The sequence below is a fragment of the Halomonas sp. SSL-5 genome, assembly GCF_030708455.1.
Lineage (GTDB): Bacteria > Pseudomonadota > Gammaproteobacteria > Pseudomonadales > Halomonadaceae > Halomonas.
On sequence record NZ_JAUYWF010000006.1, the window covers coordinates 22,221 to 37,776 of the forward strand.

At 66.8% G+C, this 15,556-nt stretch carries 14 protein-coding genes; 2 read left to right on the plus strand and 12 right to left on the minus strand.

Annotated features, from left to right (window positions below; genetic code table 11):
- Positions 1-187: 187 nt before the first annotated feature.
- From RAN53_RS08265 to ytfE, 6 genes are all read right to left on the minus strand, one after another.
- The gene (locus RAN53_RS08265; protein ID WP_305796338.1) at positions 188-1,321 is read right to left on the minus strand and encodes a helix-turn-helix domain-containing protein; all 1,134 of its coding nucleotides are present in this window, start codon (positions 1,319-1,321) and stop codon (positions 188-190) included.
- Between the two features lie 24 nt (positions 1,322-1,345).
- Entirely contained in the window at positions 1,346-2,083 is a 738-nt protein-coding gene (locus RAN53_RS08270; protein WP_305796339.1) for an anaerobic ribonucleoside-triphosphate reductase activating protein, read from the minus strand.
- An 8-nt stretch (positions 2,084-2,091) separates the two neighbouring features.
- The gene (locus RAN53_RS08275) at positions 2,092-3,012 is read right to left on the minus strand and encodes a U32 family peptidase (protein WP_305796340.1); all 921 of its coding nucleotides are present in this window, start codon (positions 3,010-3,012) and stop codon (positions 2,092-2,094) included.
- 8 nt (positions 3,013-3,020) lie between these two features.
- Positions 3,021-4,016: a ubiquinone anaerobic biosynthesis protein UbiU gene (gene ubiU / locus RAN53_RS08280; protein ID WP_305796341.1), complete on the minus strand. Its 996-nt coding sequence runs from the start codon at positions 4,014-4,016 to the stop codon at positions 3,021-3,023.
- 68 nt (positions 4,017-4,084) lie between these two features.
- A complete protein-coding gene (locus tag RAN53_RS08285) occupies positions 4,085-4,705 on the minus strand; it encodes a hemerythrin domain-containing protein (protein WP_305796342.1) in 621 nt (206 codons plus the stop codon).
- Between the two features lie 61 nt (positions 4,706-4,766).
- Positions 4,767-5,423 (minus strand): iron-sulfur cluster repair protein YtfE, encoded by a 657-nt coding sequence (gene ytfE / locus RAN53_RS08290; protein ID WP_305796343.1) that lies wholly within the window; start codon positions 5,421-5,423, stop codon positions 4,767-4,769.
- Between the two features lie 153 nt (positions 5,424-5,576).
- Between ytfE and norR the strand changes: the two genes are divergently transcribed.
- Positions 5,577-7,103, plus strand: a complete 1,527-nt coding sequence (gene norR / locus RAN53_RS08295; protein ID WP_414842973.1) for a nitric oxide reductase transcriptional regulator NorR — start codon at positions 5,577-5,579, stop codon at positions 7,101-7,103.
- Between the two features lie 3 nt (positions 7,104-7,106).
- Here norR and RAN53_RS08300 read toward each other — a convergent pair whose 3' ends face one another.
- From RAN53_RS08300 to RAN53_RS08315, 4 genes are read right to left on the minus strand one after another with little or no spacing between them, the layout of a single operon-like run.
- Positions 7,107-9,329 (minus strand): heavy metal translocating P-type ATPase, encoded by a 2,223-nt coding sequence (locus RAN53_RS08300; RefSeq protein ID WP_305796345.1) that lies wholly within the window; start codon positions 9,327-9,329, stop codon positions 7,107-7,109.
- Complete coding sequence (locus RAN53_RS08305) at positions 9,326-9,910, minus strand: c-type cytochrome (RefSeq protein ID WP_305796346.1); 585 nt, start codon at positions 9,908-9,910, stop codon at positions 9,326-9,328. The genes RAN53_RS08300 and RAN53_RS08305 overlap by 4 nt, the downstream gene beginning before the upstream one ends.
- Positions 9,907-10,527 (minus strand): cbb3-type cytochrome c oxidase subunit II, encoded by a 621-nt coding sequence (locus RAN53_RS08310; protein WP_305796347.1) that lies wholly within the window; start codon positions 10,525-10,527, stop codon positions 9,907-9,909. The genes RAN53_RS08305 and RAN53_RS08310 overlap by 4 nt, the downstream gene beginning before the upstream one ends.
- Complete coding sequence (locus RAN53_RS08315) at positions 10,524-12,152, minus strand: cbb3-type cytochrome c oxidase subunit I (RefSeq protein ID WP_305796348.1); 1,629 nt, start codon at positions 12,150-12,152, stop codon at positions 10,524-10,526. Before RAN53_RS08315 ends, RAN53_RS08310 begins: the two co-directional genes overlap by 4 nt.
- Before the next feature lie 176 nt (positions 12,153-12,328).
- Here RAN53_RS08315 and RAN53_RS08320 point away from each other — a divergent pair, with 176 nt between their 5' ends.
- Positions 12,329-13,168 carry a LysR family transcriptional regulator gene (locus RAN53_RS08320; protein ID WP_305796349.1) on the plus strand — a complete coding sequence of 280 codons (840 nt, stop codon included), beginning with the start codon at positions 12,329-12,331 and terminating at the stop codon, positions 13,166-13,168.
- A gap of 99 nt (positions 13,169-13,267) precedes the next feature.
- Here RAN53_RS08320 and RAN53_RS08325 read toward each other — a convergent pair whose 3' ends face one another.
- Together RAN53_RS08325 and RAN53_RS08330 are read right to left on the minus strand one after the other, a co-directional pair.
- Positions 13,268-14,323: a tellurite resistance/C4-dicarboxylate transporter family protein gene (locus RAN53_RS08325; protein ID WP_305796350.1), complete on the minus strand. Its 1,056-nt coding sequence runs from the start codon at positions 14,321-14,323 to the stop codon at positions 13,268-13,270.
- On the minus strand, positions 14,323-15,519 hold the full coding sequence (locus tag RAN53_RS08330; protein ID WP_305796351.1) for a trans-sulfuration enzyme family protein: 1,197 nt from the start codon (positions 15,517-15,519) through the stop codon (positions 14,323-14,325). The genes RAN53_RS08325 and RAN53_RS08330 overlap by 1 nt, the downstream gene beginning before the upstream one ends.
- Between the last annotated feature and the right edge of the window lie 37 nt (positions 15,520-15,556).

Genomic DNA, 15,556 nt, shown 5'->3' on the forward strand with positions numbered 1-15,556 from the left:
TCGTGGATGGGCCAGTCGAGGTACTGCTCGACTGTGCTTCCATATTAGGGAGTGGAGACGCCGGGGTCGTTCGAAGGCCTGAGGTCGAACCTCGTCATAAGTCTTTTTATATCAATATGTTGATGGTTCTTGCGGCGTATTTCGGAAAGTCGAACTTCGAGGCCAGCTCGATGAGCGCGTCGGGCGGTCATGAGCGGGCGCGATAGGCGCTGGGGGTCATCCCGGTGGCCTTCTTGAACGCCGTATTGAACACCGACTTGGAGTTGAAGCCCGAGTCATACATCACCTGCAGGATGGTGGTGCCGGCTTCGGTGGTTTTCAGCTGACGGCGGGCTTCCGCGATGCGGAAGTCGCAGACGAACTCGAAGAAGTTCTTCTCGAGCCCCTGATTGATGGTTCGTGACAGTTCGCGGGTGGGCATGCCGAGTTGCCGGGCCAGTTGCTCCACCGTCAGGTTGGCGTCTAGATAGGGCTTGGCTTCGGCCATGTGGATCTCGAGTCGACGGAGCAGTGCGGCATCGACGCCTCTGTCTGACGAATTCCGGTCCTCCTCTCCTTGGGCGAGGAGGGCTTCTTCGGCACTCAGCCCCGAGAAGATGGCGGGCTGGCGAAGGGCGTTGATGATCAGGTAGTTGATGAACAGGAAGCCGGTTATTGCGCCGATGGTGGAGACCCATAGGGCGCTGGCGCTGCTCTTGAAGACATGGGCGGAGAGACAGTAGAACAGGCTGAGGGTCCAGACACAGGCATAGCCGATCAGCAGCGTGCGTAGCCAGGCCAGCTGCTTGTTCTCCAGATTGGAGAAGAGCCGGCGTAGCGTGGTACCAAACCGGCCGAGGGCGCGAATGGTGGCCCAGAGATAGCCCAGGAAGACCAGGTGGATGACGGCAGCCAGCAGGGGAGAGGTGAGTACGCTTGGATGGTCGCGACTCTGCAGGATCTGCAGCTTCACCTCGCCGGACTGCAGGTAGTACTCCATCAGGAAGATCGCCGATACGACCCAGAACAGTAGGGTGTGCAGGGCGTGCCGGGGCAGCAGGCGAAAGTCACGATACATCAGCGATTGGGCGTAGAGGTAGAGCAGGCTTGCCTGGAGCAGACCGATCAGGCTGCCCAGATAGGCCAGGTTAGGGTGCTGAATAGCCAGGCCGGTGGAATAAAGGAAAACCTCGCTCAGACTGGCCGCGAATGCCAGGACGCTGGCCGCCAGCAGGCGGTTGCTGGTCAGCCGGAACGTCTCGGGCAACAGCAGGAAGGCAGCCAGACCCAGCGACTGAATGATGCTGGTGGCCAGCAGCAGATCGACCAGCGTCAGATACATGATGGCTCGCCTTGATGTTTCGCGTCAGCCCCGCAGCTCGACGGCGTCGAAGTGGTGCCTAAGCCGCCTGACCAGGGTCTCCAGCGCCTCCCGGGGTGGGGCGTCCTCGACGGGGTCGCGGTAGGCGGGATCCAGGCAGCGCTCCAGGCGGGCGAGCTGGATGGCGTAGCGGCGCACGCCGCAGTCGGACAGGGTCATGGCCAACCGCTCGAGATCGTCGAGGCTGAAGTCGCGCCAGTGCAGCGTGGTGCGACACTCGAAGGGCACCCCGGCCTCCAGCAGCAGCGAGAGGCTAAGGGCGTGCTGGCGCCAGATGCCGGTTCGCCCACTGACGCGGTCGAAGTCGGCGCCGCGCCCCTTGGTGTCCAGGGCCACCCAGTCGAGCCGCGGCAGCAGCCGCTCCAGGCGCTCCGGGTAGGGGCCGGCGGTGTGCAGCCCCACCGCCAGGCCGAGTGACCGGCAGGCGTCGGCGGCGGCCGGTAGATCGGGATGCAGGGTGGGCTCGCCGCCGCTGAACACCAGGGCATCGAGCTCATCCAGCCGGGTGGCCAGCAGCCCCTCGATGGCCTGCCATTCGCCTGGAACAGCGCGCCGTGCCGGCCCCATGCTGCTCGCCGTCTCGCAGTAGCCGCACGCCAGCGGACAGCCCTGCAGGTAGACCACCGCCGCCCGACGCCCCGGGAAGGCGAGGTCGTCCCGGGCGTCGAAGCCGGCGATGGGCAGACGGATCGCGGCGCCGGGCTCGGGGGCCAGGGGAATCACCGTGGCGTTCACCCCAGGCTGGCGGCCCGGCTGTGATCCATACCGGGGCGGCCGTGCCAGTAGCCGTCGCAGATCTCGACGTCGACCAGGCTGAGCGGATCGGGGGTGGGCAGCTCGCCGCGGCGGGCGGCATCGAAGGCCGCGACCACCTCCGCCATGCGCTCGGGGCGCGGGCTAAGGCGGGCGATGCCGACGCCCATTCCGGCCATGTCCGGCACCTCGTGGCGCAGGTCCTGACAGGCGCCGGAGAGGGTCTGGATGCCGTTCAGGGTGAACACCTGCTGGTCTTCCTGGGAGCGCAGGGCCAGGCCCTCCGGATGTTTCTGGCAGACGAACTGGCAGCGGTCCTTGGGCTTCTGGTAGCGCCGCGCGGTGAAGCAGCGCGACGACCAGGCCAGCGGCAGGTGGCCATAGGCGAACACCTCGCAGGGGGCCTCGATCCCCTGCTCGCGGCAGTCCTCCAGCAGGCGGGCGAGGTCGTCCCGGGACATCTCCACCGGCGCCTGCCAGCGCTGCATGCCGGCGCGGGAGAGCACGGCAAGGGTGGCCGGGTTGTAGAGGTTGAGAGCGGCACCGGCCACGAAGGGCTGGCCCGCCGCCGAGAGGCGTTGCAGGGCGCTCTGGTCGTTGGCCTCGACCAGGAACTCGCCGTTGTCGCACAGCTTGCGCAGGTCGCGCAGGTCGGCCTCGGACTCGATCAGGGTCTGGCTCGAGAGCACCACCTGCTTGCCGCTCTGGGTCAGCTCGCGGCCGATGCCCATCCAGTCGTCGAGCTTCATGTCGCGGCGCCGCGAGCAGACCGACTCGCCGAGGTGGACGATCTCCACCGGCCAGTCGGCGGCCTCGCGATAGAAGTCGGCGTAGTGCTCGCGGGTCCAGTAGAAGAGCACCGGGCCGAGCGACAGCTGGAGCGTGGGGGTAGCGGACATGGGCTCTCCTATTTCCAGCGGCGCTCGTAGGCGCCTAGGGTGGTGGTGCTGCCTTCGGAGACCTCGCCGAGGCCGGTCATCCAGGCGGGCTCGGGTTGGAAGCGGCCCGGGGCGCGCTCCAGGCGGTCCAGGGCCTGGCGCCAGATGCCGGCGACCTTCGATACATAGGCCGGGCTGCGCTGGCGCCCCTCGATCTTGACCGCCGCGATGCCCAGCTCCGCAAGCTCCGGCAACAGCTCCAGGGTGTTGAGGCTGGTGGGCTCCTCGATGGCGTGGTAGGTCTCGCCGCTCACCTCGAAGCGTCCCTTGCACAGGGTGGGGTAGCCGGCGTTCTCGCCCTCGCCGTAGCGGTCGATCAGCACGCCGTTCAGGCGCGACTCGAGACCCTTCGGGGTCTCCTCCCAGCGCACATGGGCCGCCGGGGAGCAGACGCCGCGGGTGTTGGGCGACTCGCCGGTCAGGTAGGAGGAGAGGTAGCAGCGCCCCTCGGCCATGATGCACAGACTGCCGAAGGCGAATACCTCGAGCTCCACCGGGCTCTTCTTCGCCAGGTCGCGTACCTGGGTCATGGAGAGCACCCGGGGCAACACGGCGCGCTTGATGCCGAACTGGTCGTGGTAGAAGCGCAGCGCCTCATGGCTGGTGGCCGAGCCCTGCACCGAGAGGTGGCGGGCGAGATCCGGGTGGTGGTGGGCGGCATAATCGAGCAGCCCCATGTCGGCCATGATCAGGGCGTCGACGCCGAGATCCGCTGCCTGGTCCACGGCGCGGGTCCACATCGCCCAGCCGTCCGGCTGCGGATAGGTATTGATGGCGCAGAAGACCCGTTTGCCGCGGGCGTGGGCGTAGTCGATGCCCTCCCTGGCGCGCTTGTCGGTGAAGTTGAGGCCGGCGAACTGGCGGGCGTTGGTGGTGTTCTGAAAGCCGAAATAGACGGCATCGGCCCCTTCATCCACGGCGCGCTTGAGGGCGGGCAGGTTGCCGGCGGGGCAGACGAGCTCCATGGTGAGCCTCCTGTGGTGGGAATTCCGACCATGCTAGTCGACTATCCCGCGCGGCCTTTTGACTCGGGTCATAAGGAGGCGTAGTGGGGTCTGGCGTCACAGAGCGGGCAGAAGTCGGCCTGCTCGCCGTGCCCCAGGCGCAGGCCGATGTGGTGATCGGCGATCTGTCGGTAGAGCCGCTGGAAGCCGGGGCTGCCCTCTGCAGGGCTTGCCAGGGAGAGATGAGGTGCCAGGCTGTCCAGCTCATCGGCATGGATGCAGTGCTCGATCAGGGGATAGACGTGCCGGTCCTCGCTGTAGAGGTGATGGCGGTAGAGCTCGCTGAAGGCGAGGGCGAGGTTGAGTCGGTTCAGGTCGAGCTCGGCCTGAGGTGCATCGCTGGCCTGGCGATGGAAGGTCGCCTCGAGCTCCTTTCCGTTACGGGTGATTCGCCGGTGCTCCTCGCTAAGCACGGCAAGCAGCTCGGTGCTCTGCGTATCGCAGCCGGCCAGGCGGGCGAAGAGGGCATCCTCGACCGGGTGGTGCCACTCCTCGGGCTGATGGGTCAGATAGTGGCAGAGCCTGGCCAATAGGCGGTAGTCGGGGATCTCGTCGCAGGTAGCGATATGCAGCTGGCGGTCAAGGATGCAGAGCAGCGCCGCATAGCGCTGATGGTCGGCATGCAGGCGTTCCAGAATGATGGCTTTCATGATGGCCTCCCGGGTGCGCCGCCGAGACTGACGACGACGCACCATCGCGTGTGCGGCCGGTCTAGCCGGCGCGTTCGAAGAGCAGGTTGTTCTCCAGGTGGATGTGCTGCATCAGGTCGTCGCGGAACTCCCGAAGCCCGGTGTAGAGTGCGCGCCAGGTGGTACAGGCGCCCCTGGGCGGGGTGATGTTATCGGTCAGCGTGGCCAGCTGTTCCAGGTGCTCGCCGTGGTCATCGTGCTCATGGCGCATCATCGCGATAGGGCCCTGGACCTGGGCGCCCATACCTCGGCGCAGCATCGGGAAGAGGACCTGTTCCTCCTTCTGCATATGGCTCTCCATCTCCTGGTAGAGGGTGGTGAGCAGGTCGGCCAGGCCGATGGGGCAGGTGTCTCGCTCGCCATGGACCTGTTCGACGCGGCGGGCCATACGTACCAGCTCGGGTAGCTGCTGACGATGGACATCGTGGTAGCGGGTCAGGATATGCTCGATCAGTTCGTCGTTGCTGGCCGACTGCCAGTCGCGAGCGTCGCTTTCGCCGGCGGGTAGTGCCTCGAGCTTATCCACCAGCGCTTCGGGTGCCAGGCCGATTCGCTCGGCGGCCTCGCGCAGGCTGATGCGGCCTCCGCAGCAGAAGTCGATATTGTGATCGCGAAACACTCGCGTGGCGCCGGGCAGGGTCAGGGCGGTGCGGCCGACGGTCTGTTCGATCAGGCTCATGGCTGGAGCTCCTTGGTCAGATAGGTGACGGTCTATATAGAGCAAGCGGCATGCCAGTTTCCAACGGCCTGTTTTATAAGGCGTTGATGTCAAGATGGTGAAAAGTACCAGAATCGATTAGGGTGGATAGGACCCTTAAAGGTGAATATCACCATGCTCGACGAGACCCTGCTGGCCGACCTGGTCGCCGACCTGCCCAGTGCGGTTCGGCTACAGCGTCTGGTGTGCACCCTGCGCGAGGGCTTTCGCTGTGGTGCGGTCTGCCTGCTGCGCCTGGAGGAAGGCTGCCTGGTGCCGCTGGCCCTGGATGGCCTGGTGCGAGAGGCCCTGGGGCGTCGCTTCGAGGTGGCCCAGCATCCCCGTCTGGCCACCATCCTCGCCAGTCGCCGTACCACCCTCTTTCCCCCCGATGCCAACCTCCCGGACCCCTATGATGGCCTGGTGGAGCAGCAGCCCGGCCAGCCCCTGCATGTCCACGACTGCATGGGCATCAGCCTGCATGTGGAGGGCGAGCCCTGGGGAGCACTGACCCTGGATGCACTGGAGGCGGGAACCTTCGACGCTGCCGACCGTGCCGCCCTGGAGCGCTATGCGCTGCTGGTCGAGGCCGCGGTAAGGGTCAGCCGTCTGGAGCGCGATCTGCGCGCCCTGCGCATGGCTCGGCAGGAGAGTGGTCTGCCACTGGCGGCCGCCGAGGCACGGGATATCCTCGGTCATAGTGAGGAACTGCAGCGGCTGCTGCGTGAACTCGATGTCGTAGCGGGAGCGGATCTTTCGGTACTGCTCAGCGGCGAGACCGGTGTCGGCAAGGAGCTGTTTGCCCGCCGCCTGCATCGCCGCTCGGCACGACACGCCGCACCGCTGGTGCAGGTGAACTGTGCGGCGCTTCCCGAGTCATTGGCCGAGAGTGAGCTGTTCGGCCATGTGAAGGGGGCCTTCTCCGGCGCCAGCGCCGAGCGCGCCGGCCGCTTCGAAGTGGCCGACGGCGGTACTCTGTTCCTCGACGAAGTGGGCGAGCTGCCGCTGACGGTGCAGGCGAAGCTGCTGCGCGCGATTCAGGAGGGAGAGGTGCAGCGCCTGGGGGAGGATGTTCCGAGGCGTGTCGATGTGCGCATCATCGCCGCCACCAATCGGCTTCTGGCCGAGGCGGTGCGTGCCGGCAGCTTTCGTGCCGACCTCTATCATCGACTGTCGGTCTATCCGGTGACCATTCCGCCGCTGCGTGCCAGGGGCAGTGATGTGCTGGTGCTTGCCGGTCACTTCCTGGAGATCAACCGCACTCGGCTCGGGGTGCGCAGCCTGCGCCTCTCCCCGGAGGCGGAGGGGCTGCTGCTGGCCTATGCCTGGCCGGGTAACGTGCGTGAACTTGAGCATGTGATCAGCCGCGCGGCGATCAAGGCCTTGAGCCATGGCGCACGGCGCGACGAGATCATTACCCTGGAGCCGGCATGGCTCGACCTGCCTATCCCCGAGGGGAGGGGGGACAGCATGCCGCAGAGATCGGACAACCCGGCGCCGACCGCCGCCTCGAGCCTGCGTGAACAGGTGGAGATGACCCAGCGTCGAGCGATTCGCAAGGCACTGGAGGCTTGCGATGGGCGCTGGGCGGCGGCGGCCCGTCGCCTCGAGCTGGACCCCAGCAACCTGCACAAGCTGGCCAGGCGGTTGGGGCTGAAGTAAGTTTCAGTTCTCCGACGGCCGGCGCTCATTGCGTATGCGCAGGCTATTGGCGAGTACGCATAGGCTGCTGAGCGTCATCGCCACGGCGGCGATGACCGGAGCGACCCAGCCGGCGACCGCCAGCGGAATCGCCAGGGCGTTGTAGCCGACCGCCCAGCCCAGGTTGCCGCGCATCAGCCGGCGCGCACGCCGGGCCAGTCGCAGGGTGTCGGGAATGCGGGCCAGGCCGTCAGGCAGTGACACCGCGGCGGCCTGGCTCGCCGTGGAACTGGCCTCCCCAGCGGCGATGCCGAGGCGCGCGCCGGCCAGCGCCAGCCCGTCGTTGACGCCGTCGCCGACGAAGGCGACCCCCTGATGGCGCTCCAGAGAGGCCACGAAGCGCGACTTCTGCTCGGGCGAGCGGTTCGCCAGGACGCACTCGGCCGGAATACCCAGGGCGTGGGCAATCTCGCCGCAGGCTCGGGGGGTGTCACCGCTGAGCAGATAGAGGGGGTAACCCGCCGCCTGCAGGTGCTTTACCGTGGCCCTGGCTTCTGGCCGCAGCGTTTCCCGGAACAGCAGCCGCCCCAGGTAGCGGCCGTCCCGCGCCAGGTGGAGCACCATGCCGTCGTCTTCACAGGCGGAGGCGGGCACCGCGACGCCGTGCTCGCGCAGCCAGTCGTGCCGCCCCGCCAGCGTCAGCGTCGCCCCTCGGTACCAGGCAATGCCGCCGCCGGGGCGGATATCGCGCCGGCCCTCGGCGGCGAGCGGCGAGGCGGTCGCGGCGGCCACGAGCCCCTCGGCGATCGGGTGGGCGACGCCGTACAGGGCGTCGGCCGCCAGCTGCCTCAGTGCCGCCGCCGATGTCGCCTCGGTCGGCTCGATCGACGCCAGCGAAGGGGTGCCGGTGGTCAGCGTGCCGGTCTTGTCGAAGACGACGACCTCGGTCGCCGCGGCGGCCTCCAGGGCGGCGGGGTCCCGAAACAGGATGCCCAGCGCCACGAGGCGAGCATGGCCCAGCACCACCACCAGCGGAATCGCCAGGCTTAATGCACAGGGGCAGGCGATGATCAGCACCGCCAGGCCGTCGACGACGAGCCGGTCCGGCGCCCGACCCTGGGCGATGCCCAGCCCTATGGTCATGGCCGCGCTCATCAGAATCAGCGGCAGCAGCCAGCGGGCGAGGCGGTCGGCGAGTCGCTGCATGGCGCTCTTGCGGCTGAGCAGGGCGCGCACCGAGCGGGCGATGGCGTCCAGGCGGCGCTCGCCGACGCCGGCGGTCACGCACAGCTCGAGCTCGCCGACGACCAGGCGACAGCCGGCCTCCAGCCGGTCGCCGGGGCCGACGGGACAGGGTGCGGTTTCGCCGCTGAGCGACGAGACGTCCATCTCGCCGGTGCCGGCCACGACGCGCCCGTCCAGCGCCAGCTCCTCGCCGGCCTGTAGACGCAGGCGCTGCCCCGGGGCGATCGCGCGGGTCGCCGCGGGACGCCAGGCGCCGTTCTGCCATATCCGCACTTCCTCGGGCGTCAGGTTAAGGTAGCCGCGGATGATCGCCGAGGCGCGGCGGCGCACGCCGCTGTCGATCAGGCGCGCCAGCAGCTGGAAGGTGATCAGCATCACCGCGGCGTCGAAGTAGACGTCGGGCGAGCCGTGGATAAGGTGCCATATCGAGACCAGGCTCGCCGCCATCACCGCCGCGCCGATCAGGCTGTCGAGCCCGGGCACGCCGGCCCGCAGGGTGCGCCAGCCGATGCGGTAGAAGTGGGTGCCCGAATAGAGAAGCACCGGCGCGGCCATCGCTCCCGCGGCAATGGCCAGGGGCCAGGTGACGCCGGGCTCGACCAGGCCCAGGGGAGCGAGATAGATCAGCAGCGACGGCATCATGCTCCACATGCCGAAGAAGACGGCGACCGCCAGGCGCCACTGCAGCGAGCGCCGCACGGGGTCGATGTCGGCGTCCGCGCCTTCTGCCGCGTCGGGGTCGCGTAGCCGATAGCCGAGCCTGGCCACGACGCGCTGCAGTCGGGTGAACGAGGTCGAGGATGCCTCCCAGCGCAGCACGGCGGAGTCGGCGGTGAAGTTGACGGCGGCCTCGATCACGCCGGGCTGGCGGCGGAGTCTAGCCTCCACCGCGGCGGCGCAGCCGGCGCAGTGCATGCCCTCGACCACCAGCACCCGCTCGATTTTGGTGGCTGACGACTCGTGCGCCCCGTCGGCGGCGGTGTTCGATACGGTGACGTTCACTCGGGCAGGGTGAAGCTATCGCCGAGCGCCTCCACGCTCCAGGCGTCGTGATCGCCGAAGCGCTCCCGGTGCTCCTTCACCCGCGCCGGCTCGATCGCCGCGGCGTCGTTGCCCCAGGCGCCGCGGGCATAGCTGAGCACCGCGGCCAGCTCCTCGGCGGAGAGCTTGTCGCCGAAGGCCGGCATGTTGCCCTGGTAGTCGTCGCCGCCCACCGTGATCGGGCCGCTCAGGCCGTCGTTGACGATGGCTACCGGCAGGGCGGGGTCGTTCAGCAGCCAGCGGCTGCCGACCAGCGGGGGAAAGGTGCCGGCCACGCCCTGGCCGGTCGGCTGATGGCAGGCGGCGCACTGGGCGGTGAAGAGCTTCTCGCCGTTCACACCACTACCGGCTGGCTCCTGCACCACGGCGGTGCGACTGTCGCCACCGGTGAGAGGGGCGCCGATGTTCCAGGCGTAGTAGCCGACGCCCCACACCAGCAACACGCCGATCCAGAGTATCACCAGGCGCGGTACCGGCCGCTGCCCCTCGCTGGGCTCGGGGTTTTCGCGCCGCTGGGCGCGCTGGGTATCGCGGGAACTCATTGGCCTTCTCCTTGCGCCTGCGCCGTCTCCGTCTGGGGCAGAGTCGAGGCGGGGTAGGTGCGGTCCAGGGCCAGCAGATAGGAGGTCAGCTCCAGCGCCTCACGGGTCGCCACCACAGTGCCCGACTCGGGACCGTAGGGTTCGGGAATCTTGACCACATGGTCCCCCTCGGCGGGGGTGTCGACCACACGGAACAGGAAGCGGTAGGCGGGCATGATGCTGCCCTCGACCACCGCACGAGGGTTGTAGAGGTGCAGCAGGTGCCAGTCCACGCTGGGCTGGCGCGCTCCGATATTGAGCAGGTCGGGCCCGGTACGCATGGTGCCCATCAGGTGGGGTTGATCGTAGGCGTAGTCGCCGGGCACCGAGGGCCGCCCCCAGCCGCGTTCGCCGTCGGCGACGGAGAAGCCGGGGTCGCGGGGCTGCTGGCTGTGGCAGTAGACGCAGCCGTTGGCGATGTAGAGATCCCGGCCGCGCTGCTGCGCGGTGGTGTAGGGCTCGAGCTGTTCGGGAACGGCCTCGGAAGACAGCTGCACATAGGGCATGGCCACCAGGGTGAGCATGGCCAGCAGCAGGATGAGTGCCGCCCCTACCATGATCGCTAAGGCACGCTTCATTGCTGGACCTCCACGTTGCTGCGCTGGCGTTCACCGGCGCGGAACAGCGTCGGCTGGCGCCGCTCCTTGCCGCGGCGGGTGAGCATGGCCACGAAGTGCACGGCGAATATCAGGTGACCCAGGGCCATCATGGCGCCGCCCAGGGTGCGCGCCTCCAGGTAGGGCAGGGTGAGGCGCACGATGTCCATGAACGGCGTGTCGGCGTCGAGCAGGGACAGGCCCTGTAGCCAGCCGCCCACCGACAGTGCCACGACGTAGATCAGGATGCCGATCGAGACCAGCCAGAAGTGCAGGGTGATGAGGGGCCGCCAGGGCCACTCCCAGTTCAGCAGGCGCGGCATGATGAAGTAGATGGCGCCGAACAGGATCATGCTGAGGAAGGCGTACATCCCCAGGTGGGCGTGACCCACGGTGTAGTGGGTGAAGTGGGTGATGACGTTGACACTGCGCAGCGCCTCCATGGAGCCCTGCAGCGACGAGACCGTGTACATCAGTGCGCCGATCCAGACGAAACGCAGGGTGGGCGAGCGCCGCAGCATGCCGAAGTGCCCCCACATGGTGCCGTGGTGGTTGATGGCGACGGTGATCACCGGTATTGACATCATCACGCTGTGGACGATGGAGAGTGTGACCAGCCAGGTTGGCACCGGCCCGCCCACCAGGTGATGGATGCCTACCTGGCTATAGAACAGCGCCAGCGACCAGAAGCCGAGCAGCGACAGCTGATAGGAGATGATCGGCCGACCCAGGATCTTGGGAATCATGTAGTAGGCGATGCCGACCCCGATGGGCGTCACCCAGAGCCCCAGCACGTTATGGGCGAACCACCAGTTGACGGTGGCACCGGACGCGCCGGGGAAGAGGCCGGGCAGGTTGGCCAGCAGGAAGAGGATGGGAAACCATACCAGCGCTGCCAGCAGGTACCAGCTGGTGACATAGAGGTGTGAGACGCGCCGATTGGCCGCCGTCAGCACCAGAGGAATGGCACACAGGCCGCCGCCGATCACGAACAGGATGTCGACCTGCCAGGGAAATTCCAGCCACTCCTCTCCGTCGGAAAGTCCCAGATTGATCGCTACCAGGCCAAGGAGCATGCCGAGGTTCCAGATGCCTGCTCCCGTCAGGGCGTATCTGCCGCCCACCAGCGCCGTCCTGAACAGGCGGGGGATCAGGAAGATGGCGGTTCCGACACCCGCCATGGAGGCCCAGCCGTAGGCCACGGCATTGAGATGCATGGGACGCACCCGGCCGAAGGTGAGCCATTCGCTGTCGGCCAGCAGTTCGGGCCAGTGGAACTTGGCGGAGGTCAGCAGGCCATAGCCCGAGCCTACCAGCAGCCACAGCACCGCCGAGCCGAGCCAGGCCATCGTCGCGCGGCGCGAAGAGAGATCCGCCTCTGCTCGCGCTTTCAGTTCGTCAGCGCTGATGTTGTCGTCAATCGCTTCTGGGGTTATGGCTCGAGCCGGATCCTCCCCGTGCCCCTCTTCACCCTCGAGAAAGATGGTTCTGGCGGCGAGTCGGCCGTGACTGAACTGGTTGGTGGCGATGGACCAGATCAACAGCAGCAGGCCCACTGCCGATACCACGAATGTGATGATGAGCAGGATAGCAATGGTGGGGGTCATGGAGTGCCTTCGATAATGTCTGCCTGCACCGTCGTTGCAGGTTGGCCGGACAGGGATCGTTTTGTCGGGAGTTAGGCGGGACGGTGTGATTAACGCTCAATCTAGCTTGATGATATGTTGATGTATAATGAATAAGAAGGCGATTTATTATCAATATTATTGATTAATGGGGGCGCATGGATATCGAACTGGCCAGGACATTCCTGGAGATTCTGCGCTACGGCAGCTTCAGTGGGGCGGCGGAATCACTGCATGTTACGCAGACGACGGTCACCATGCGGATGCGAAAACTGGAAGAGCGTCTCGGCTGCCGGCTACTGGAGCGCAATCGTGGTGGGGTTGCGATGACTGCCGACGGCGAGCGCTTTGCCGAGCATGCTGCACGGCTGGTGCAGGTGTGGGAGGCCGCACAGCGCGAGCTGCCGTTACCTCAGGGTATTCGGCGAATGCTCTCGCTGGGAGGGGAGACCAGCCTGTGGGACCCTCTGCTGACAGGCTGGCTGAATGCCCTCCGGGAGTCACTGCCTCAACTGGCGGTACGCATCGAGGTCGGTGCCCGTCACGAGCTTCAGGAGAAGCTTACCCAAGGCATGCTGGATGCGGCTCTGGTGCATCAGGTGGACTACTGGCCCAGCATGCAGGTCGAACTCCTTCAAGAGGAGAAGTTGGTGATGGTGCGCACACCGGGAGCCGATACCACCAGCCCCTATCTTTATGTGGATTGGGGAGAGCTTTTCCGTCGTGAGCATGATGCGGCTCTACCTCAGGTTGCCAGCCCGGTGATCGAGGTGAATCTGGGACCGCTGGCTCTGCACTATCTCCTCAGCCATTCGGGAATGGGCTACTTCCGGCTGGGCGTCATTCGCTCCTACCTCGAGCAGGGAGTCCTGGAGCGGGTCCCGGGCATGCCGGAGTTTTCCTATCCCGTCTATCTTGTCCATCCACGCGAGCGCAGGCCGGCGGGGCTCGATGAGGCGATCAAGCTTCTGTATCGGCAAGTGGACAATCTGGCCTGACTGGAGTCGCCAGGTGCGGGTTGGTGTTGGACGAAGGCCATGGGATCGGAATCGGCACGTTGCTCTACGGGTGCACTGCTCGGAAGATACGAGTGGCCGTCACGACCGCGGTGACCGGGCCAGCCGCCAGAAGTGATGAAACATGGCCGCACTGGTGGCACTCCAGGCCAGCAGGACCAGCCAGATCATCAATTCGGGAATAGGCATCAGAAACGGTGCTTCCAGGGCCGCCGAGAGTCGCAGCGTGCCGGTGGTGTACATGGCCAGCGGGAAGACCATGCTCCACAGCTGTGGCTCGTAGACGAGGCGGTGGCGGCGGATCAGGTGGCGCCAAAGCATCAGCCCCACCAGCAGGGGAAACCACCAGCTGGCGGTGGCCCAGAAGAACACGGTGAAACCGAGCAGGAACGGCTTGAAGTCGGCGATGACTCCACCCTCGCCGGCGCGCAGGATCAGCGTCGAGCCAGCCAGGGTGGCGATGGCGACCGCGCCCATGTTGATCCAGTAGGGTGGCGTCAGGCTCTTTACTGTCACCTCCAGGAAGGTCAGGCGATAGAAGATCAGCGTGATGATCGCCAGATAGAGCATGCAGCCGATCAGAAACATGCAGAGAGCGAAGAACAGGCGAAGGTCGGAGGGTCCGCTCCAGGGCAGCAGCGCGGTGAGGATCGATACCGAATGGGTGCTGACAGCCGCGAGCAGCCAGGCACCGTTGATGCCGCTGGCGAGGTTGGGCTTCTCCTCGCGGGTAGTTACGGCGATAAAGAACAGGTACATGATCAGGCCCCACAGCGTCAGGCCTACCCACCAGAACTCGGCGGCGATACGGTCCTCACCCGCCACCAGGTGGAACTGGGTACCGAGGATGCAGGTACCGGCGACGATGGTGAAGAAACCGGGCCCGCGGGCGTGGTCGATCATGTCGTCTGCCAGGCGCCTGGGGTAGCGCACCAGGCGAATGATCGTCAGCCCCCACAGTGCCGTGTAGGCGAGAAGATTGGCGGCCAGCAGTGCCAGGGAGAGGAGTCTCATCCCCAGCAGGTGACAGGCGATGGAGGTGGCGCCGGTCGCCATCGTGATCGCGAAGTACCCCGGGAAGAGCCCGGCCGCGGCGCGATCCAGCAGCATGGCACTGCGCCTGAGCAGGGCCGGCATCAGCTCGTCGGCTCCGGATCCAGCGCCTGGTGCAGGTCGGCAAGCAGGTCCTCGGCATCTTCCAGGCCGACAGAGAGTCGCAGCATGCCCTCGGTGATGCCGCGTCGCGCGCGCTCCTCGCTGGAGAGATCCGCATGGGAGGTGGTGCAGGGCTGGGTCACCAGGCTCTCGGCACCACCGAGGCTGGGGGCCAGGGCAAAGAGTGCCAGCCGGTCGGCGACGGCGGTGGCGGCATCGCGCCCGCCGGCAATCTCCAGGGTGATCATGCCGCCGAAGCCACGCATCTGTCGCCTTGCCAGCGAATGCCCGGGGTGTGAGGGCAGGCCGGGATAGAGCACCCGGTCGATGGCGGGGTGATCCAGAAGCGCCTCGGCGATGGCCTGGGCGGAAGCCTCATGGCGCTGCATGCGCAGCGGCAGGGTACGCAGGCTTCGCGACAGCAGCGATGCCATCTGGGGGGAAAGGGCACTACCCAGGTTCTGGCGCCATCGCCACATCGGTTCGAGCAGTCTGGCCGGCCCCATGGCGGCGCCGGCGGTAAGGTCGCTGTGTCCGCCCAGGTACTTGGTGGCGCTGTGCACCACGATATCGGCGCCCAACGCCAGCGATTGCTGGTTGATGGGGGTAGCGAAGGTGGCATCCACCGCCACCAGGGCACCGTGGCGGCGGGCCTGCTCGGCCACCGCCGGGATATCGATCAAATTCAGCCTCGGATTGGTCGGTGTTTCCAGATAGACCAGTCCCGTGCCCGACGCCAGCAGACGCTCCAGCGTGTCGGGGTCATGCCCTTCCGGCATGAAGTGCGTCTCGATGCCCAGTTCGGGAAGCTGCTGCTCGAGCAGGCCCAGGGTGCCGCCATACACCTCGCCCAGGCAGACGATGCCGCGCCGACCATGACTCAGCAACAGGGTGCTGATGGCGGCCATGCCGGATGAGAAGGCCCAGGCCGCCTCGGCCCCCTCCAGCGCGGCCAGTGTCTCCTCCAGGGCAAAGAGAGTGGGATTGAGGCCATAGCGGGAGTAGAGGGGGGCGCGACGGCGCCCCTCGGTCACCTCCAGCAGGGCGGCGGTGTCCGGATAGGCGAAGGTGGTGGTGTCATAGATCGGCATATGGGGGCTGCCGAAGGCATCACGCTGCTGCTGGCCATGGATGGCCCGGGTGGCGGGCCCGAGGTGGGACGAGCGAGTCTGTGACATCCTGGTTCTCCGACGAGTCTTTGCTGAATCTAGCCCT